Consider the following 21,433-nt stretch of genomic DNA (forward strand, 5'->3'; position numbering starts at 1 on the left):
ATGTATTGGTTTTTAATATTTTACATTATTAATTGTCGTGCTTTTCTTTAAAAGCCATCAGCAAAACATCTTGGCCTGATTTTTTCCTTTCAATTAATTGTATGACAACTATTATAAAATCCCGGTATTGTCTGTTGCTACTGTTAGTGGGGGGGCTTTTTTCATGCAAAAAGGAAGATACATCAGATGGTTTATCGAAGGTGCTGTTTAATAAACAGGGTGTGATAAGATTGGAATGTAATCAATGTGAGATTAACTATCAGGTCTACGATAAACAGTTTAACACAGTTGTTAAAAACGGAAATAGTGATATACCTTTCTTTTATACATCCGATCTCAATCTAAAAACAGAAGTAGTCTCTGCGGAGCAGCAAAATATTAGGCTTATGGTTCTTGATTCTTATGGCAGGGTTATTTCTAATGAACTCAGCGCGTTTGAAAAAGGTGAAAGTCGTGAAAAAGTATATTTGATTAGTACCAGATAACTTTTACAGCTCAGATTAAATTTTAACGACAAATAATAGATTGATTAAATTCTAAAGGGAAATTTGGTTATGTTTACAGATAAAAAAGACAGTAATAGTATCTCTGGTAAATATCAGGGGCCAGGTAATTTTCCCCAGTTGGATAGATTTTTATTATGGAGCCCTTTTAATGTGAGAAAAGAAACAATGGAGAGTAATAAAGAGAAAAGAAAAAGTATACTCGTAGTGGACGATGAACTAAGTATTTTGAAGCTGCTTAGCTTTATTTTATCTGCGGATTACGAATTGATTATTAAAAAAAGTGGAATTGAAGCTATTGATTGGCTGGAAGAAGGTAACGATCCTGATCTGATTATATCCGACTTAATGATGCCCTATTTTGACGGGAGCACTTTAATCCGGAATCTGAAAATCAGTGGTTTTTACAGAAATACACCGGTAATTTTACTTTCCGGCACTGAAGATCTTGCAGAAAAAGTAAAAGAAATGCCTTTTCAGATAGAAGGATACATGGAAAAACCATTTAATCCTGCAAGTTTAAAATCCCAAATATCCCAATTGATACACTAATGACAACTTCTGCAATTGACAAACCTCAGATAAATGCCAAAATTGTATACTTTGGGAAATTGCTCCGGAGTATAATCGCTGAGGAATTTAACGCGCATATCGAATACCTGGATGACTCCAAGAGTTTTAAAAGTTATTTTGATAATCAGTCCCTGCTAAGTATTCCCGATATCATTTTGATAGAGGTTGATGACAATAAGGATTGCTTTGATCAGGTTCGCTATATTAAGGAGAACCCTTTTTTTCAAGGACTGATTATTGTTCTATTGGGCGTAAAAGAAGATAAATCCTGGAGAAAAAAAGCCCTTGAATTAAAAGTAAACGATTATTACACTTATCCTTTTCCACTGGAGGACTTTTGTGAGCGCCTTAATTTTTTGGTTAAGTTTAAGTTGATCAAACCCAAATTAATGGAACTGGCTCAACAAACAGATGTGGTTTACCAGATTCCTTTAAGTAAAAGAATTTTTGATTTAGTGGCATCGGGATCTGCGTTGCTGCTATTGAGCCCTCTTTTTGTGATTGTCGCCATATTGATCAAACTGGAATCTAAAGGAAAGGTAATTTATAAAAGTAAGAGGGTTGGGGCAGGATATAAAATATTTGATTTTTACAAGTTCAGATCCATGCGAAGCGATGCCGATAAAATGCTGCAATCTATGGCTGACCTGAACCAGTACGCAAATGATGATACCAGTAAAAATGGTAAGACAGCTTTTGTGAAATTTAAAAATGATCCGAGAATAACAAAGCTGGGTGCATTTTTAAGGAAAACCAGTATCGATGAATTGCCTCAGTTGATCAACGTTTTTATAGGGGACATGTCCTTGGTTGGAAACCGGCCATTGCCTTTATATGAAGCGGAACAATTGACAACCAATGAATGGTCAACCCGTTTCCTAGGGCCAGCAGGTCTAACCGGTCTGTGGCAAATTAGTAAAAGAGGTCAGAAAGAAATGTCGGAACGGGAGCGTAAGGAATTAGATAATTATTATGCAGATAATTATTCTATTTTACTGGATTTAAAAATTATTCTTAAAACCATTCCTGCCTTGATTCAAAAAGAAAAGGTATAATAAAACACAACTAGACTATAATACAATGAAAAAGTTTTTTTTAACAACAATTTTAATTTCAGGTCTTTTTTATGTCCGGGCCTCTGCTCAGGAAACCATAATTGGTGATATGAATTATTCTCTTTTGGAGAAGTATATTCAGGCTGCCAGGGAAAACTATCCAAGAAAGAAAATTTTTGAAGCCAATGTAGACAAGGCAAAAACAGCTATTCCTATGGCAAATGTATCTTATTTAGATATCTTAAATGCTTCTTACATTTACAGACCAAACGATAAAGCAGCCCTTAATCCCTTAAATCCGTATACCGTTAATGGATTTCAATTTGGGGTCAACTTAAATCTGGGTGCTTTTCTTCAAAAGCCTTATCAGGTAAAAAAAGCGAAAGCAGAATACAAAGTAGCCCAGCTTGAAAATCAAGAATACGATATCATTCTCGCTAATGAGGTAAAAAGCCGGTACTATATCTATTTGCAGCAGCAAAATAATTTAAAGATCCGGACCCAGGCTTCCCAGGACAACAAAAGTGTGGCAGACAATTTGAAGTATAAATTTGCGAAAGGCGAAGTGACTATAGATGTTTTTAACCAGGCCAGGATTAATGCCGCAACAGCAGATTCGGAGAAATTGGCAACCGAAGTGGCTTTTTTTAAAGCTAAAGATGCTTTAGAGGAAATTATTGGGAAAAAACTTACGGATATTAATTAATTTTAGACAAAAATCTCATATATGGATATTAAGGCATTTATTAAGTTATTAATTAAATACAAGTGGGTCCTGATTATCGTACCGGTATTTGCATTAATAATTACTTACTTTTTTGTAAAAAACTTGCCTAAAGAATATAAATCCCAGGTTCAAATGTCAACAGGTCTGGTTGATCAGTCCAGACAGGTCGCCTCAGAAAATCAGAATACAGATTATTTTAAGGTCAATCAACAGTTCAGCAACATCATTGAGATGATGAAGATGAAGAAAACGATGAGTGTCCTTTCATATAACCTGATTTTGCACGATTTGATGAATCCTGGAAACGCATTTAAAGAACTAAGTCCTGAAGTTAAGAAGCTGAGCCAGAAGGACCGCTCAGAAGTGATTGGCCTTTATAAGCAAAAGTTATTAACCAGGAGCGTCTTAACCCCAGTGGACAGTGGGAAATACGGTTTGTACGAACTGGTAGTATCTATGGGGTATGATGAAATCAACCTGAATAAGAAACTAAGCGTTTACAGAATAGACAATAGTGATTTTATAAATGTGGAATATTTATCTGCAAATCCTTTACTGTCGGCTTTTGTTGTGAATACCTTATCAGAAGAATTTATCAATAGCTATAGCACCAATGTTTCTTCCAACCAGAATAAATCAATTTCTGTACTGGACTCTTTGGTTAAGAAAAAGGAAGCAGCGATGAATGCTAAAAATTCTGAGCTCAAAAATTATAAAATCAATAATGGTGTACTAAACCTGGATAAGCAATCCGAAATCATTTATAAACAGATTACTGATTACGAAGAACGGAAGTCACAGGCTTTGAGAGAAATTCAGTCAAATATGGGAGCCATTGCTGATCTGAACAGAAAATTAAACGGGAAGGATAAAAGTTATCTTGGATCGGCACCGGTTGCAGAAAATACGGCTATTGTTAGTTTAAACAACCAACTTAAAACGGCTTCGAATCACTACGTTGATAATGGATTTAAACCTTCCGATAAAAAGAAAATTGACTCTTTACAGGCACTCCTTGCCGTTCAGATGAATAAAGTTTCTGATAATTATGTGAACGATCCCGGAGCATCAAAACAGAGCCTTATTCAGCAAAAGAATACAATGGAAATAGCCGTCTCGATGGCACAAAGCAGTTTAAAGTCTATTGATGGGGAATTAAATCAGCTTAAGGCTAAATACAATACGATGGTGCCTTTTGATGCAGGCGTTCAAAATTATGAGCGTGATGCAGATGTGGCCACTAAGGAGTATATGGATGCTTTAAACAGGTTTAACCAGACCAACGTAGAAAAAAGTATTGGACTGAAATTGCAGATTGCACAAATAGGACTTCCGGGACCACCTGAGCCATCAAAAAAAATTATTTATATGGCTCTTTCAGGTATAGCGAGTTTATCTTTCTGTTTGCTTGTTGTGGTATCTGTCTTTTTACTTGATCATACGATCAACAACTCAAAACAACTTGCTGCACTTAAAATTGGACAAGTTATAGGCAATATAAATCTAATTAACGAAAAGGATAAAGATCCTAGAGTAATCTGGTCAAATAGTGATGAAATCACAGATTACGTTCTTTTTAAAGATTTAATGCGCTCCTTGAGATTCGAAATTTCAAAAATGCTTCAGCTGGACGCAGGAAGTAAAATTCTTGGTATTACCAGTATTAAGCCCGGGGAGGGAAAAACTTTCCTAACCTCCACACTTGCTTATGCTTTTGCAATGACCGGAAAGAAGGTCCTGCTGATCGGAGACGATTATACAAACAGAGAAGCATCAGACAGTAAGGCCTTGGTAACCAGTCAGTATTTTGAGAATTTCTTGCAAAAAAAGGAAATCAAAACAGAAGATTTGATTACCTTCCTGAATAAAAATTCTTCAAGTAAATCTTTATTGGAAATTCAGAATTCTACAGCACTTAAAGCAGGATTTGATTACTTGAAAGATAAATTTGACCTGATATTAATTGACGTTGATAGTCTTCGTTCGGTCAACAAGGCAAAAGAATGGTTATCATTTACAGATCACTCGCTGGCGGTATTTGAAGCAGGTCAATCTATCAATGATAGTGATAAAGAGTTTTTGACTTATATACGTAAGCAGGATGGCTTTATAGGCTGGGTGTTGAATAAGGTTAAAGTGAAGGAACTCAGTCAGAGAGACCAGGCTTAAGAAAATAATAAACAATTTTAGGGATGATCATGAAGCCTGTGACTTTTACCTGTAAGGACATAACAGTCAGGTATTTGCCGATGGTCTTATGTTCTCTTTAAATTGCATAAAACAAGATACACTACAATTACTATTATTCAGATGAAAGTTTGGTCGCAGGAAAACCGGAATTATGCTTTAGCTTTTGCAGGGATTGCCTTTTCCGCTCTTGTTGCTTTTTTTGCTTTTCATTTTGGAGTCATTGTCCCAATATTATTTACAGTGTCTTTTTTAGGTGTGATCTACCTGATGATTACGGTAAGAGAATTGAAGTTTGCCTATTATGGTATGTTTTTTTACTGTTTCATGGTCATTTTTTTATACCGGGAAATTAGTTCTAGTGTTCCTTTTGGTACCGGTGTAGAGGTGTTTATACTTATTGCATGGATCTCTGTATTGTTCAACCCAAACCGCATTCGCTGGAAATTATTGAACAATGACCTGGTTTATCTCGCTTTGTTCTGGTTTTTCCTGAGTGTTATTGAACTTGTAAACCCTGCAGGGGCAAGTGCAAGGGGATGGCTTCAGGAGATCAGGAGCTCTGCACTTTATTTTATTTTCATCACACCACTTGGGTTTTTGGTCCTTAATAAAAAGAAAGACCTTAATCACTTTCTGATTTTAATCATTATTCTTTCCGTCATCGGTTCTTTTTATGGGATGCGTCAATTGTTTTTTGGCTTGACGCATGGAGAGCAGCAGTTTCTTGATGATGGTGCCGCCAAAACACATTTACTTTGGGGAAAGTTGAGGGTATTTTCTTTTTACAGTGATGCTGGACAATTTGGGGCGTCTCAGGCACATATCTGTTTAATAGCTGCTGTTTTAGCTTTGGGGCCTTTTTTATGGTGGAAACGGATGTTACTGGCTATTGCAGCACTAATTCTTCTGTACGGTATGTTGATATCAGGAACCAGAGGGGCATTATTTGCATTGATTGTTGGAGGCTTTTTTGCACTTTTTTTAAGCAAAAATTTTAAGGTTTTATTCTTTGGCGGTTTGGTGGCCGTAATGTGTCTGGGTGTGTTAAAATATACCACAATAGGTAATGGAAATTACCAGATCTACCGACTCAGAACAGCTCTGGATCCCCAGGATCCTTCTTTAAATGTCCGGTTTACCAATCAGCTTATATTAAGAGATTACCTGAGTACCAGGCCTTTTGGTGGGGGGCTTGGCGTGATAGGTACATGGGGTAAAGAATACAATAAAGATAAGTTTCTTTCTACTATAGAACCCGATAGCTATTGGGTTAAAGTATGGGTTATGTATGGAATTGTTGGCTTTGTGATATGGTTTGGAATGATTATGTACATTATTGGAAAATGTTGTGGTATTGTCTGGAAGATCAGGGATGTAAAATTGAAGGTGAAATTAATTGCATTGACCTCAGGGACAGTGGGGGTATTCTTTTGCAGTTACGGTAATGAAGTGATGAATACCATGCCAACTGCCCTGATTCTGTACATGTCCTGGACTTTTATATATCTTGGGCCTTTATTTGATAAAAAAGAAACTGCATCGACTGTAGAAAACCAATCTTAGTATTTACACGTAAAGCTATATTAAATGCCTTTCGAAATATTTTTACTCCCCGGAATCATTTGTCTGATCTTTGGCTTTTACAAGGGGATAAAATATTATAAGCGAAAATCCTAAGTTTAGTTTCAAGAATAGACTCCTTACCCGAATGGACAAAATGAAAAAAATGAATTTTATAATTATCGGCCAGCAACCCTGGGATACAGAAATTGGTAGTAATTGTAAAGATATTGCATTGGAACTTAGTAAGCACCATCAGGTCTTATATGTAAATTCGCCGCTGGACAGGGCTACACTGGTACAGCACAGAAAGGATCAAAGTACAAAGGTTAGACTGGAAGTTGTTAAAGGGGAAAGGGATGGATTAATTCAAATACAGGATAATTTATGGAACTATTATCCTGATTGTATTGTCGAGTCTATCAACTGGCTCCGTGTAGATTTTGTTTTTGATGTCATTAATAAAATTAACAATAAGAAATTTTACCATTCCATATTAAAAGCCGTTTCAAGGCTTGGTTTCAAAGATTATGTATTGTTTAACGACAACGAAATCATTAAGTGTTTTTTTATAAATGAATTATTGCAGCCTGAGTTGTCGGTTTATTATTCCAGAGATTACATTCTGGCAACACCTTACTGGAAAAAACATGGTGTCCGGCTGGAGCCACTTATGATTGCTAAATATGATCTTTGTCTTGCCAACTCCGAGTATTTGACGGACTATTGCAGGCAGTATAATTCCAATGCCTTCTTTGTAGGGCAAGGTTGCGATCTTAAGGCTTTTCAGACCGAAACACGCCCTGAAAGACCTTTGGAATACCACAATGTAAATGGCCCTGTAATAGGATATGTTGGAGCCCTGCAAAGTATAAGACTTGATGTTGCATTAATTGAATATATCGCGGAGTCACGCCCCGAATGGACTATTGTTTTGGTCGGACCCCAGGACGAGAAATTTCAGGCCAGTAAGCTGCATCAACTGAAAAATGTGCTGTTCACAGGTTTAAAACCTCAAAAAGACTTATTTAAATATATCAACTCCTTTGATGTATGTATTAACCCGCAATTGGTTAACGAACTGACTATTGGAAATTATCCAAGGAAAATTGATGAATATCTGGCTGCTGGGAAACCGGTTGTTGCAACGAAAACCAGGGCGATGGATCTTTTTAAAGATTATACCTATCTGGCAGAAAGGAAGGAAGATTATTTGGAATTGATTAAGCTTGCATTGATCCAGGATACCGAGGAGCTTTCCCGGGAAAGAAAGGCATTTGCGGAAAGTCACACCTGGGAAAATAGTGTAAAGAGTATTTATGAACAGATTGCAAGATCATTAAAAGAGCGTGCTCAATAATAAAGTTATAATTTAAAGTAATATGGTTTTTTGGATAGTTGTACAGCTTTTTTTGGGTTTTAATTTCTTTTATCCTTTTTTTCTGTTTCTGCTGTCGTCGGCAAAATCCAGGAAAGGCCCTGAAAAGCCTGAACAGAATGGGGAGCCTGATTATGCAATCATTGTTACAGCTTATGAGGAAACCACTTTGCTAGCTTCGGTTACTTCTTCTCTGTTGCAACTGGATTATGAAAAATACTTGATCTATGTTGTGGCAGATAATTGTGATGTATCGAACCTCCATTTTAATGATCAGCGCATCGTTTTGTTAAGACCACCGGCAGTTTTATCGAGTAATGTAAAATCGCATTTTTATGCCATTGAAAACTTCAAAAGACCACACGACCGGATCACAATTATAGACAGCGATAACCTGGTCCCTACAGATTACCTTAAGGAGCTCAATAAAGTTTTTGCACAGGGCTTTAGGGCCGTTCAGGGTGTTCGTAAGGCAAAAAAAATAAACACGGATTATGCAGCCCTGGATGAGGCGGGGGATATTTATTACAGATATACTGACCGAAAGCTAATGTTTGATGCGGGTTCATCGGCTTCGCTTGCAGGATCGGGAATGGCCTTTGATTATCAACTTTATATCGATTGCCTCCGAGATCAACTCCTTATGGGTGCGGGTTTCGATAAAATTCTGCAGTATGAGATTGTAAACAGGGGCTTTAGAATTGCGTTTGCAGAAAAAGCAATTGTTTTTGATGAAAAAACAGCAAAAAGCGGACAACTGGTAAAACAACGGGCAAGATGGATCAATACTTGGTTTCGTTTTCTTTTCCTTGGCCTAAAGCTATTTATGAATGCTTTGCTGAAGATTAATTTAAACGGATTGCTGTTTAGTTTGCTTTTATTAAGGCCTCCTTTATTTATACTTATCCTGCTTTCGGGCCTTTGTTTTGTTATAGATTTATTCGTTGTTCCGGCAATGCTATTATTTTGGCTACTCTCTGGTTTTGTTTTTCTGTTTGTCTTTTTTAGGGCGTTAGCCTATTTTAAAGCTGAGGACAAGATCTATAAATCTTTGAAAGGTATTCCAAAGTTTATTTTTTATCAGCTTATCGCTTTTACCAAAGCAGGTAAAGCCAATAAATTGTCTGTCGCAACTAAACATGGGGAAGATGAACTACAGGAAAATGCCTAAAATCATTAAATTAAAACAGACACCTTGAAAAATAAGCTTTCCACGCTGCATTAACGATAAAAACAACTTATATTCTAATGAAAATACTGCATACAATAAGACAAGGAAAGATCGGTGGCGGGGAAACACATGTACTTGACCTGGTACAGGAATTGAACCCTCAGGAATTTGAATCTGTAGTATTGGCATTTACCGATGGTCCGCTAATAACTGAGTTAAAAAAGTTGGGCATCAAAACCTATGTAATTTATACGGAGAAACCATTTGATAGAAGTTGCTGGGAAAAAGTAAAAGATCTTTTGCTACAGGAAAAGATAGATTTGCTGCACGCCCACGGTACAAGGGCCCAATCTAATAGCTTTTGGGCCGCACATAAACTCCATATCCCAATTATTTATACAGTCCATGGTTGGTCCTTTCATCCTAGACAGAACCGGTTGATAAAAATGATCCGTGTATGGTCTGAAAAATTTCTTGTCAAAAAGGCGAACGTAACGATTTGTGTTTCTGATCATAACCTGTCGGAGGGGAAAAAACTTTTTAATATGGATAGGGCAGTCGTAATTAAAAACGGTATTAATTTTCGAAAATTTGACGCAGATAAAGAATATAAAGATCTAAGGTCGGAACTAGGAATTGATAGAAGTGTTGTTCTGATTGGTTTTATTGCCAGAATGACCATTCAAAAGGATCCATTTACCTTTATTAAAGCCATAGCGGACCGGCCTGGTGCCCCCTATGCCAAATATCTGATGGTGGGTGATGGTGAATTAAAACAAAGTGCAGTAGATCTGGCTGAAAAACTTAAGGTAAGTGATAAAATCATATTTGCTGGCTTCAGACAGGATATTCCGGATATTTTAAAGGCGCTGGACATCTACTGTCTTCCTTCTTTATGGGAAGGTTTACCTATTGGACTTCTGGAAGCGATGGCAATGAGAAAAGCAACGGTTTCTACTTCTGTGAACGGGACAAAGGAAGTGATTAAACCCGGGAAAAATGGTTTACTGATAGAAGCGGGTGATGTAAATGGTCTTTCGGCGGCATTAGATATTTTAATTAAAGATGAGGTATTGAGATCCGAAATTGGCAGGAATGCCGAACAGTCGGTGAAGGCCGAATACAGCATCTCGAAAATGACCAGAAGAATTGAAGAGATTTACAGGGACTTGAAATTAAAATAAGAAAAGACTATGAAACAAAGATTTGAGCTAATCGACTTTTTAAAGGGCTATTCAATCTTTACGATTGTAGTTTATCATACTTTACAATACTTTGTACTTCCTTTTCCTTTTAACAAAGCCATATCATTTGGCGGTACTGGAATACATACTTTTTTTCTGGTCTCCGGTTTTGGCCTGGCCTTGTCCTCAGGAGGTAAAGAGGTAAAGTATCTTGATTTTTTGAAACGCAGATTTGATAAGATCTATATGCCTTATATTTTAGTAGTTGTTCTATCTGCAGGCCTGTGTCTGTTTGTTCCGCTATTTGATCATCCGTCTTGGTATGCGTTTTTCGGACACGTTTTCTTTTATAAAATGTTTGACAATGAGATCATGATTAGCTATGGCCATCAATTGTGGTTTATTTCAACAATTATTCAGCTTTACCTGGTTTATCCTTTTTTATTAAAACTTCTCCATAGAACTTCTAACACAACTTTTATCGCAATGGGAGTACTAATCAGCCTATCCTGGGCTGTAATTGTATTTTTACTGGGAAAGTCTGATTTAAGAATCTGGAACAGTTGCTTGTTTCAATTTATGTTTGAATTTATGCTTGGGATGGCTTTGGCTAGAGTAAAGAACAAAAGTTTTTTAACAAAAAAGTACAACAATTTACATCTGATGTTCTTTTCTATCGGTGGTCTTGGCCTTTATGCTTTTCTGGCCTTGAAGGGGGGAGATGTTGGTCAGCTGTTTAATGACATACCTGCATTGATTGGATATACAGGGCTTGCAGTGCTGATTTATAATTTGGGAATTGTAATCGTCAACAGGTTTTTCCTGTTTACGGGAAAAGTGTCCTATGCTTTATATTTACTTCATGTATTGGTCATCACAATTGTGTTGTACGTCGTGCATTATTTTAACATTTCATCACCATTGTCACTTTCACTCTCTATAGCTTTCATCCTGTGTTATATAACTGCTTACTGGTATACGGATCTGATCAATCTGATTTACCGCATTAACGATAAAAAGAAATAACGCTTGGATTATGAACAGACGTCAGGCAATTTTAGGAGGTGTTACCGTATTTGGTCTCGGTTTTTCCATATTCAAATGGGGCCGGCCAGGTAAGCGGATTGATTTGTCCGATCTGGAACATCAAAAGAAACTGATAGAAGAACTTGCTGAATGTATTATTCCGGAAACTGATACCCCAGGGGCTAAAACAGCAGGCTTACAGGATTTTGTGGTTAAAGCGGTATACAATTGCGAAAATTTAAGAAACCAAAGAAATTTTATCGATGGCTTACAGGATCTTGAAGATTACGCCATCAATCATTTTAAAAAAAGCTTCATTCATTGCAGCCCAAAAGACAAAAAAGAAATCCTGAGTTATTTTGACCAGCAAAGCAGGTCATTTAATCTGTTTTTTAAAAAAGCAAAACGTAAAATACTGGGTGATCCTTTTTTTTATTTACTGAAGAAATATATTGTAATAGGTTACTGTACCTCAATAAAAGGAGCGAACCAGGGGTTAGCATATGATTACATTCCTTCCACCTATGAATCTTGTACGAACATTTTAAAAGATCAAAAATCCTGGGCAACAAAATAATCGGATATGAATTTAAAGGCAAGTAAGGAGAACAACAGTTATGATGCAATCGTAATTGGGTCTGGTATCAGTGGTGGCTGGGCAGCCATGGAATTGTGTAAGAAAGGGCTTAAAACTTTATTATTGGAAAGAGGAAGGGACGTAAAGCATATTCAGGATTATCCTACAGCTAATCTTAATCCCTGGGATTTTGAATTCAGACTTCAAAATACGCAAAAAGATATTCTGGATAGCCCTGTTCAAAGCCAGCTGTTTAATGAAGGGGATAAATTGTTTTACGTAAAAGACAAGGAACATCCCTATATACAGGAAAAACCTTTTAACTGGATCAGAGGATATCAGGTGGGGGGCAGATCGCTAACCTGGGGCAGACAGTGTTACAGACTAAGCGATCTTGATTTCGGGGCCAATGCCCAAGACGGAAATGGAGTAGACTGGCCAATTCGCTACAGGGATATTCAGGCATGGTATGATTATGTCGAGTCTTATATTGGCGTAAGTGGAAGTTATGAGAGGCTAGCCCATTTGCCGGACGGAAAATTTTTACCGGCAATGGAGTTAAATTGTATAGAGCGTCATTTGGCGGAGTCTGTTAAAAAGGATCCTGAAAGCAGGATATTAACTATAGCCAGAGTTGCAAATTTGACCCGTGGATGGGACGGCAGGGGGCCATGCCAGAATAGAAACCTATGTACCAGAGGATGTCCTTTTGGAGGGTATTTTAGCAGCAACAGTTCAACTATTCCTGCGGCTATGTTGACTGGAAACCTGAGTCTGAGACCTTATTCCATTGTATCTGAAATATTGTATGATGAGCAAAGAAAGAAGGCAAAAGGGGTCCGGGTGATAGATGCACAGACAAAAGAAGTCTATGATTTTTTCTCGAAGATAATTTTTGTGAATGCCTCTACTGTTGCAACGGCCTCCATTTTATTAAACTCAAAGTCAAACAGGTTTCCCAATGGTTTTGGTAACGGTAGTGAGCAAATCGGACATAATTTAATGGATCACCATTCTTCTGCAGGAGCAAGCGGGGTTCACGAGGGTTTTCAGGATAAGTATTATAAGGGGAGACGACCTTGTGGTTTTCTGATCCCCAGATACAGAAATTTAAAAGGCCAGGAGAAAATGAATTTTCTGCGTGGCTATAATTTGCAGGGACATGGTGAAAGAAGGGAGTGGATGGATACGCTTTCTTTGACCGAAGGCTTTGGGGCGGATTTTAAGAAAAAATTAAGCCACCCCGGACCTTGGACGGTTTGGATGGCAGGCTGGGGAGAATGTCTGCCTTATTACGACAATAAAGTAAGTCTGGATGAGAACAAAAAAGATGAGTATGGTGTCCCTCTTGTAAAAATTGATTTTTCCTTCCGGGAAAATGAGCATACCATGATGCAGGACATCCAGGAAACTTCGGCAGAGATGTTGAAAAAATCGGGTTTTAAAGACATTGATGTATTTAATTACCAGAAACCAGGTGGCACCACCGTACATGAAATGGGAACAGCAAGAATGGGAAGAAGTGCAAAGGATTCTGTGTTAAATGCAAATAATCAAATGCACGAAGTTAAAAATGTTTTCATCACAGACGGCAGTTGTATGACCTCTTCAGCTTGCCAAAATCCTTCACTTACTTATATGGCTCTTACGGCCAGGGCCTGTGATTTTGCATATAATGAATTAAAAAAAGGAAATTTGTAATCGGATAAAAGTTAAAAATAGCGTTTGAATTGCTGACCGATAAAGTATTTTACTTCCCGGTACCCCAAGGTAAAGATGCCCCAGAATTCAAATCGCTCATAATTCTTCTGCAAGGCATAGTAACCTATTAATACTGCGGTCATAGTTGGGAAAATGCTGGCCGTTACTACACCGTACAGGCTGTTGGTTAGATATACGCCCGCAAAATCTGTAACAGCAGTCACAATGACCATTAAAACGACTTTATAAAAGTTTATTTTAGGTTTGTGTATGACATCTAAAGTAAGGGCCATAAAACGGTCAGCAGGGTACAATAAGGCAATGACCATAATAATTCTCAGAATGTTGGGGGCAATGGTATGTACATACTTTTCACCTCCAAGAATCAGAATGGCGTAATCGGCAAAAATTAAAGTGAGCAAAGTGATTGGAACAATGGCAATGGTGACCATTCCAACATATTTTCTGGTAATGTCAATAACCTCCTGCCTTTTATCTTGATTGAATGCTGAAGAAAGAGCAGGCATAGCGGTTGCTGTAAAGCTTCGTAATGGGATTTCAATAAACTGAATAAATTTAATCCCTGCATCATAAATTGCAAGTGCCGCCGGGCCGAGAAGAAAGTTGATTATCAGTGAATCTGCTGTACCCAGAAGTGTTGAACTAATATTAGTCCCAACGCTATATTTCCCGAAGTGGTAAATTTCCAGAATGCTTTCTTTTGTTTTGAGTTTAAGATAGCCAATCAATGACCAGCCTTTTAGGATTGAAATAAGACTGGATACTGCATTGGAGAGTAAATATGCATACACTACCGTATTTAAACTGATCTTTTTCAGGACTATGAATAGGATTATAAAAACAACAAAGGAACCCTGATTGAACAGACGGATAATCAGTAGCTGGTCAAATCTTTGTTTTGCTTGAAGAATACAGGAAGTGACAAAAAAAGGTAAAGACAAAATATAAGCGGTACCAAACCATTTTAAGAAAAGAGAAACACCTTTGTTCTCTACATGAAAAGAGATGAAATAAGCGGGTATATTAATAAGAATAAGGGCCAGCGTAATTAAAATAGCCAAATGCCAGGTGGAACCAACAATTTCTTTGCCTTTGGCTTCTTCAGCGCCGGCGTAAAATTTTATAAAGGCGGTTGTTAAAAAACCAGTTCTAAATGTATCGATCAGTAAGGTTATACTAAAGAATAGAAGCCAGACCCCCATATCATCCAGCGAGAAAACTCTTCGAAGTATAATGGAAATGAGCATGCCAACTACCGACATAACGCCATTTCCTAAAAGAGATAAAATGTATTTGTTGTTAAGAGCGCTGAAAAATCTTTTAAGTTTCATTTATGAGTATTAAACCTGACCTAAGCAAATACTGTGCTGATTATGGCATCACATTACCCGCTAAAGATAAAACATAAAAATCACTCTGAAGTGATTTTTATGTTACTCAGATAAAATACAGTTGTAAATATTCTTTAAACAAATCGATTATTCAACGGCTCCGATGGAGTAGGTTGAATTTCTTCTTTTGCCATAATAATCGGTAGTCAGCACGACTTTATTTGTAATGGAGGCATTTTTCGCTGCTGAATTATCAGAAAGTGTAAAAGTGCTTTCATCTTTAATTCCGGCTGCAGCCGAATTGTTGAAGTATAAATTGTTTGTAGCAACAGCCGGAATGGCAGATTGCTGGCTCCAGATATAGTTGTTATTGCTTGGGGATGGAAAATTGAAAGCAAGGTTGTTGAACACTTCACACTTGCCCCCAAGCAGGTCATACACGTCGGCAACGACACCTACCCAATCCTTGCTTAAATCTAAACTACCACAGGTATTATTGAAAATTTTAGCATTGGCATAATTCGTTGTCCCTGGTATAACTAGATTACTAAATCCCTGAACCTCAAAAGCAGAATATTTTCTGGAATTAAATACGATATTGTTGTAAATCTGAACCTCTTTGACCGCAGAAGCTACTGAAAAAAGCCAAGACCTTACTGCATTCCCTTGGTGATCCCTGATCAGGTTGTTATAAAACTTCCCGTTCCCGTCCAGCTGGAATATACCATTATGATTGTTGCTTGCCGAATTAATATTTTTAACAATGTTGTGGTGAATATTGTAATCCTCGGCTGCACCAAGATTAACAACTGACATCACGCCAGGGGAGTTGCTAAATTTAACGTAGGCTATTTCAATATCTTTAATGAGACCTGTTATAGAACCTGAAGCCACTGTAGCGGGAAAGTAGATCATCGAAGCTGTATTGTCACAATCTATATTCAAAAATTTAAGTTGTTTGGAATAAGAGTTTTCCGAACCATTGTAGACTCTTGTCGAATTATAGGCAATGAGATAATCCTGAACATTTTGAAAGGTGGCATATTGAAAGGTAAACTTATCAATTGTGCCATTGAGTTGTACAGACCTGTTGCTGCTGTTTTTGAAAGAAAAACCTTTATCTATTCCTGCTGTTCCGTTCCCGGAAATGACAACGTTATTCAAATTGGAAAGGAGCATTTGTTTTCCGTCTCCTGAAAGTTCAACGAGACCGTCATTTACAATATTAATGGCACAACCGTCATCCGCACTGATATTTTTGATCTCGATTTGAGAATAAGATCCTCCTTTTATTTTTATTAAATCGTTGCATTTAGTTGCAAATGTTGCCCCATCAATTTTGAGGACACCGGTGCCTGTTCCAAAGAAAAGGGTTCTTCCCGTCACCACTGGTGGTTTGGTTACCGTGTCGGGAAGGGAAGGAACCTTCGGATCTTCAATTTTTGGTTCTGTCGTGTTTTTTTTGCAGGAAGTGCATAAAAAAAAGCACAGTGACGAAATTGCTAAAATTAATGTGCGCTGTAATTTCATTTTGAAAATCTAACCAGTTTGAAAGAATATCTATATTTTAAGTCTTGTAAAAATATTTTAATTAGGTAGATTGAATGGTTTCAAAAAAATATTAAACTTTAAATTCAAGAATATTTTTGTAAAAATCATGCCAATTATAAATAAAAATTGTGAATAACTATTGTTTTATGTGAAAAAAAAGTGATTTACTAGGGCGTATTTTCCCCAAAATTCCATAGTTGTTTATCAAAAGCTTTGAGGATCTGGTATACTTATATAGGGTAAGGTGTTTTAAAAGTAGCTTTATTTAGATAAATTTGCTTTTGACTTTTGTTTATTATTTGACTGGTTAACAATTTGTTGTACTTGTTTGTTTTTAATTCATTGCTGATAAATGTATCCAGACTTTTTGTCTTTTAGGCGCACAGATCGTTTATCTTAGCATGATAGTAGTATCTTTTATCATTTAATTTATGCTTTATGGCTCCTGTACTTCAACGATTTAAATTTGTTTTCTTTTTTTTAGCTCTTTTTTTTGCGGCTTGCAGTCCTGAACACAGGAGCGAAATTGCCCATAAGGGCGTGCAATTGAATGCAATGTTTGGTATAAATGCTCATGAATGGGATTTTTCACAACAACCTTCAGGAGCCAATGACGGAAAGATTTATGAACCGAAAATGGATCTGATCAAGTCTTTTACTTCCGTACGTCATTATATTGATTGGGATAAACTTGAAACAACCCAGGGAAATTACACTTTTAACCCAACTCATAAGGGTGGCTGGAATTACGATGTTATTTATGAAAGATGCAAAGCAGAAGGAATAGATGTGCTTCCCTGTATAAAAAACACACCCGACTGGATGTACAATACTTATCCATCTAACCAGAGGGATGAAGATAATATCCCATTATTTAATGGTGCGGATCGCACTAAGCCGGCATCCTATATAGACATGGCAAAACTAGGTTTTCAATTTGCCGCACGTTATGGGGCTAATAAAAAGGTCGATTCGAGCCTGGTAAAAGTAAATCCTAAAGAACGCTGGGTAGGAGACGGGGTAAACCAGGTGAAAATTGGAATGGGACTCATTAAGTATATTGAATGCAATAACGAACCGGATAAATGGTGGAAAGGTAAGCGTGCGCAGTATACCCCACAGGAATTTGCTGCTTGTCTTTCTGCATTTTATGATGGAAACAAAGGTAAAATGGGTAAAGGCGTGGGTGTTAAAAATGCAGATCCCTCTATAAAGGTTGTTATGGGGGGAATTGCAAAACCGGATGTGAATTTTGTTAAGGATATTGTAGAGTGGTGTAAAAAAAACAGGGGCTATAAAGCAGATGGTAGTGTAGATTTGTGTTTTGACATAATGAACTATCATATGTATTCCAATGACAACACCAGTTGGTTTGGTAATTTTACCAGTAAAAAAAGAGGAGTAGCACCCGAGCTCAATAAAATGGGAAAGGTAGCGGATTCATTTGTTGATTACGCGAGGAGCCTTGGACCGAATATTCAGGTTTGGTCTACTGAACTGGGTTATGACCTTAGGGATCAAAGTGTACAGAGAGCCATACCTATAGGATCAAAATCCGCTTTGCTTACACAGGCTGACTGGATCGTCAGATCTGCCCTGCTTTATGCCAGACATGATATCGATCGGGTGTTTTTCTATCAGTTGTTTGATCAGGATGCACCAGGAACAAATTCTGGTACCCCATTTGGAAATTCTGGCCTGGTTACGGAAAAAGGCCGGAGACCGGCAGCCGATTATCTGGTTCAGGTGAATAAACTGATGGGCAATTATTTTTTCAATCAAACGATCAGTACAGATCCAATTGTAGACGTATATAAACTCGGTAGCAAAGTCATGTTTGTATTGGTTGTTCCTGACGAAGTTGGGCGTACAGCCCACTATGAACTGAATTTGAAGGGGGCAAAATCAGCAGTTATTTATACCTTAAAAGCAGGTGCAGATCAGGCAGAAGAGAAAAAAGTTCCAGTTAACGGAGGAAAGATTGAAGTAGAAGTCACAGAAACCCCCGTATTTGTTCAACCTGTTTTGTAAAAAAAAATAATAATAGCTGCATGGGTTTTTGCAATTCAAATGGTTATTTTTAGGCGCGAATGGACCTTACAACAATAATTACAGTTAATTTTAATCAACCTGCAGTTACTTTAGATTTTCTTAGATCGGTTAAAACGCATTGCTCTGGCATGGCGGTCGAACTGATTCTTGTAGATAATGGCAGTGATGAAGATCATAAAGATCGTTTTCTGGAAATTTATCCAGACCTGTCTTATATTCGTTCGGAAATAAACCTGGGTTTTGCGGCTGGGAACAACTTAGGTGTGAAGGCTTCAAAGGGAAAATATCTGCTGTTTTTAAATAATGATACCGAAGTTACTTTAAACCTGATTCCTGAACTGATTAAAGAACTGGAATCCAGATCTGATATTGGTTTAATATCCCCCTTGATCCTTTATTTCCAAAACCCGGAGATTATTCAGTATGCTGGATTTACTGAAATGAACTACCTGACCTGTAGAAATAGGGGAATCGGTAGTATGGATATTAACCAGGGTCAGTATGAAAATGACAGTAGGGAAACCGCCTATTGCCATGGGGCAGCAATGATGTGCAGAAAGGCGGACCTAGAGGAAACAGGGCTGATGGCAGAAGAATTTTTTCTTTATTATGAAGAACTTGACTGGTGTGAAAAATTCAGAAAAGCTGGAAAGAAAATCTGGTTTACCGGCAGAACAAAGATCTATCATAAAGAATCTATGAGTGTTGGCCGTGAAAGCAGTATTAAGACTTATTTTATGACCAGGAACCGGATGTTGTTCATCAGGAAGAATACCAATGTCTTAAATACCTTGTTGTTTAGCCTTTATTATATTGGATTTGCCTGCACAAAACAAATTATAATCTACTTCATCAAGGGTCGTTCAGACTTAGTTAAGTGGGTAGTTAAGGGACTGAAATGGAATTTTACACATAAAGCAGATAGTAGGGACCTAGGATTCAAAATTAAAAATTCATGATCATATTATTCTGGATCAGTCTGTTTCTGATCATTTATACATTTATAGGTTACGGGTTGGTATTGTTTATTCTGGTTCGGTTAAAAAGAGTCTTTAAGGGAAAAAATACTTTTACAGCTGAAGAAGAAACTTCCTGGCCATCGGTTAGTATTATAGTCGCTGCATATAATGAAGAGGAGATTATTGAAGATAAAATAAAAAACACCTTTGCATTAGACTATCCAAAAAAGCAAGTTCAGGTTATTTTTGTAACAGATGGTTCTACAGACCTTACGGCCGAAAAAGTGGCTAAATATGAAGATGTTGTGTTGTTACATGCAGACATCAGAGCGGGTAAAATGGCTGCAATTGAAAGGGCCATACCTTTTGTCAGCGGGGAAATTATTATTTTCACCGATGCAAATACATTTTTAAATAAAGGGGCTATCAAAGAACTCGTCAAACATTATAAAAATGATAAAGTTGGTGCTGTTGCAGGAGAGAAAAGGATTTTTGTGGATGAAAAGGCCGATGCAAGCTCCGCGGGTGAAGGGTTTTACTGGAAGTATGAATCTTTATTAAAAAAATGGGATTATCAACTGTATTCTAATGTGGGTGCAGCAGGAGAATTGTTCAGCGTCAGGACAAAGTTATATGCCCCTATAGAAGCAGATACGATCATAGACGATCATATGATTGCAATGAGAATAGCCGAACGGGGATTTATTATTGCTTATGAGCCGGATGCATATGCCTCTGAGACAGCTTCTGCCAATACAAAAGAAGAGTTAAAAAGAAAAATCAGAATTGCAGCAGGAGGTATCCAATCCATTTTCAGACTTAAAAAAGCAGCAAATCCTTTTAATTATCCCTGGCTGACCTTTCAGTACATTAGCCACAGGGTTTTAAGGTGGACCATTGTGCCCTTCCTTTTGATTTTGGTTTTTTTGGTGAATGCCCTACTGGTTTACAGAGGAACTATATTCATTTATCAATTGATCTTTGGATTGCAATTGTTGTTTTATGTATTGAGTCTGTTTGGATGGTATTTTGAAAAGAAAAATATAAAAGTTAAGGCATTTTTTGTCCCTTATTATTTTTGTCTGATGAATTATGCCGTTATCGCAGGTATTGTAAGGTATTTTAAGGGACAACAAAGCGCTGCCTGGGAAAAATCCAAAAGAAAATAATTTAAGGGTAATTGAAATATTTTATGGTTTTAGGATCTTGATTTGGGTAAGAAATGGCGCCAGAATATTGATGACCAGCAAGAAAACTCACCAGGTTGTAGTGTGTTCCTTTTCTGCTGACTACATTCTGTAGAACGGATAAACAGGAGAGATCATCAATGAGTCCTTCGCCTGTAGCTTTGAGTAATGCTTCTTTTCTGGTCCACATGGTGTAAAAGCCGAGGTGTTTTTCTTCATAAGAACGAACAAAATCTGCCTCCTGTTGGGTTAGGATAGAATCCAGCATCATATTCATATCGAATTGTGGATCTATGTACTCGACATCTATACCCAATGAGACAGTACCGATAGCAATTAGTATTTCGTTCTGGCTGTGAGAAATATTAAATTCTATACCCTCTACTTCCGGTTTATTGTTTTCTAACAATTTGAATTGAATATCGGAGGCTTTTTGCAGAAGAAAAACCGACAGCAAATTCCGGAGTGCATACCTGGCCGATATGAATCTTTCCTGATCTGTTTTATTAAAGAAACGACTGGACCGGAAAAGTTCCTCAGCAGACAAAACATTTGTGACATTTTCACTAATTTTTGAATAATAATCCCTGGCAGATATTCTGAAAATCGATATGGAATCAGTACCAGGGGTCTGTTCAAATGAGAACGGGGCCCAGTCTACTGATTTAATTATGGATATAGACATTC

At 37.3% G+C, this 21,433-nt stretch carries 18 protein-coding genes; 15 read left to right on the forward strand and 3 right to left on the reverse strand.

Going from position 1 to position 21,433, the window contains the following annotated elements; all coding sequences use genetic code 11:
- Positions 1 to 101: 101 nt before the first annotated feature.
- From B0O44_RS01680 to B0O44_RS01735, 12 genes are all read left to right on the forward strand, one after another.
- Positions 102 to 485, forward strand: coding sequence for a hypothetical protein (locus tag B0O44_RS01680; protein ID WP_245943516.1), 384 nt, complete (start codon positions 102 to 104; stop codon positions 483 to 485).
- Positions 486 to 554: 69 nt separating this feature from the next.
- Entirely contained in the window at positions 555 to 1,055 is a 501-nt protein-coding gene (locus tag B0O44_RS01685; RefSeq protein ID WP_245943518.1) for a response regulator, read from the forward strand.
- Positions 1,055 to 2,131: a sugar transferase gene (locus B0O44_RS01690; protein WP_110826964.1), complete on the forward strand. Its 1,077-nt coding sequence runs from the start codon at positions 1,055 to 1,057 to the stop codon at positions 2,129 to 2,131. Before B0O44_RS01685 ends, B0O44_RS01690 begins: the two co-directional genes overlap by 1 nt.
- Positions 2,132 to 2,156: 25 nt before the next feature.
- Complete coding sequence (locus B0O44_RS01695; RefSeq protein ID WP_110826965.1) at positions 2,157 to 2,837, forward strand: TolC family protein; 681 nt, start codon at positions 2,157 to 2,159, stop codon at positions 2,835 to 2,837.
- Between the two features lie 153 nt (positions 2,838 to 2,990).
- On the forward strand, positions 2,991 to 5,027 hold the full coding sequence (locus B0O44_RS01700; protein WP_245943520.1) for an exopolysaccharide transport family protein: 2,037 nt from the start codon (positions 2,991 to 2,993) through the stop codon (positions 5,025 to 5,027).
- A gap of 141 nt (positions 5,028 to 5,168) precedes the next feature.
- Entirely contained in the window at positions 5,169 to 6,611 is a 1,443-nt protein-coding gene (locus B0O44_RS01705; RefSeq protein ID WP_110826967.1) for an O-antigen ligase family protein, read from the forward strand.
- Between the two features lie 163 nt (positions 6,612 to 6,774).
- Entirely contained in the window at positions 6,775 to 7,968 is a 1,194-nt protein-coding gene (locus B0O44_RS01710) for a glycosyltransferase (protein ID WP_110827512.1), read from the forward strand.
- Between the two features lie 22 nt (positions 7,969 to 7,990).
- Positions 7,991 to 9,157, forward strand: coding sequence for a glycosyltransferase (locus B0O44_RS01715; protein WP_110826968.1), 1,167 nt, complete (start codon positions 7,991 to 7,993; stop codon positions 9,155 to 9,157).
- Positions 9,158 to 9,234: 77 nt separating this feature from the next.
- Positions 9,235 to 10,341: a glycosyltransferase gene (locus B0O44_RS01720; protein WP_110826969.1), complete on the forward strand. Its 1,107-nt coding sequence runs from the start codon at positions 9,235 to 9,237 to the stop codon at positions 10,339 to 10,341.
- A gap of 9 nt (positions 10,342 to 10,350) precedes the next feature.
- Positions 10,351 to 11,367, forward strand: coding sequence for an acyltransferase family protein (locus B0O44_RS01725; protein WP_110826970.1), 1,017 nt, complete (start codon positions 10,351 to 10,353; stop codon positions 11,365 to 11,367).
- Positions 11,368 to 11,377: 10 nt separating this feature from the next.
- On the forward strand, positions 11,378 to 11,944 hold the full coding sequence (locus B0O44_RS01730; RefSeq protein ID WP_110826971.1) for a gluconate 2-dehydrogenase subunit 3 family protein: 567 nt from the start codon (positions 11,378 to 11,380) through the stop codon (positions 11,942 to 11,944).
- Between the two features lie 6 nt (positions 11,945 to 11,950).
- A complete protein-coding gene (locus B0O44_RS01735; protein ID WP_110826972.1) occupies positions 11,951 to 13,645 on the forward strand; it encodes a GMC oxidoreductase in 1,695 nt (564 codons plus the stop codon).
- An 11-nt stretch (positions 13,646 to 13,656) separates the two neighbouring features.
- On the opposite strand, the gene B0O44_RS01740 is transcribed toward B0O44_RS01735, so the two are convergent.
- Together B0O44_RS01740 and B0O44_RS01745 are read right to left on the reverse strand one after the other, a co-directional pair.
- Positions 13,657 to 14,997 carry a lipopolysaccharide biosynthesis protein gene (locus B0O44_RS01740; RefSeq protein WP_110826973.1) on the reverse strand — a complete coding sequence of 447 codons (1,341 nt, stop codon included), beginning with the start codon at positions 14,995 to 14,997 and terminating at the stop codon, positions 13,657 to 13,659.
- A gap of 147 nt (positions 14,998 to 15,144) precedes the next feature.
- Positions 15,145 to 16,527, reverse strand: coding sequence for a hypothetical protein (locus B0O44_RS01745; protein WP_110826974.1), 1,383 nt, complete (start codon positions 16,525 to 16,527; stop codon positions 15,145 to 15,147).
- A 459-nt stretch (positions 16,528 to 16,986) separates the two neighbouring features.
- Between B0O44_RS01745 and B0O44_RS01750 the strand changes: the two genes are divergently transcribed.
- Genes B0O44_RS01750 through B0O44_RS01760 form a run of 3 tightly spaced genes read left to right on the forward strand, consistent with a single transcriptional unit; the run spans position 16,987 to position 20,728 of the window.
- A complete protein-coding gene (locus B0O44_RS01750) occupies positions 16,987 to 18,579 on the forward strand; it encodes a hypothetical protein (protein ID WP_110826975.1) in 1,593 nt (530 codons plus the stop codon).
- A gap of 59 nt (positions 18,580 to 18,638) precedes the next feature.
- Positions 18,639 to 19,559, forward strand: a complete 921-nt coding sequence (locus tag B0O44_RS01755) for a glycosyltransferase family 2 protein (RefSeq protein WP_110826976.1) — start codon at positions 18,639 to 18,641, stop codon at positions 19,557 to 19,559.
- Positions 19,556 to 20,728 carry a glycosyltransferase family 2 protein gene (locus B0O44_RS01760; protein ID WP_110826977.1) on the forward strand — a complete coding sequence of 391 codons (1,173 nt, stop codon included), beginning with the start codon at positions 19,556 to 19,558 and terminating at the stop codon, positions 20,726 to 20,728. Before B0O44_RS01755 ends, B0O44_RS01760 begins: the two co-directional genes overlap by 4 nt.
- 1 nt (position 20,729) lies before the next feature.
- Here the strand turns inward: B0O44_RS01760 and B0O44_RS01765 are convergent, their stop codons facing one another.
- The gene (locus B0O44_RS01765; RefSeq protein WP_110826978.1) at positions 20,730 to 21,431 is read right to left on the reverse strand and encodes a 4'-phosphopantetheinyl transferase family protein; all 702 of its coding nucleotides are present in this window, start codon (positions 21,429 to 21,431) and stop codon (positions 20,730 to 20,732) included.
- Between the last annotated feature and the right edge of the window lie 2 nt (positions 21,432 to 21,433).

The organism is Pedobacter nutrimenti (genome assembly GCF_003208655.1).
Taxonomy (GTDB): Bacteria; Bacteroidota; Bacteroidia; order Sphingobacteriales; family Sphingobacteriaceae; genus Pedobacter; species Pedobacter nutrimenti.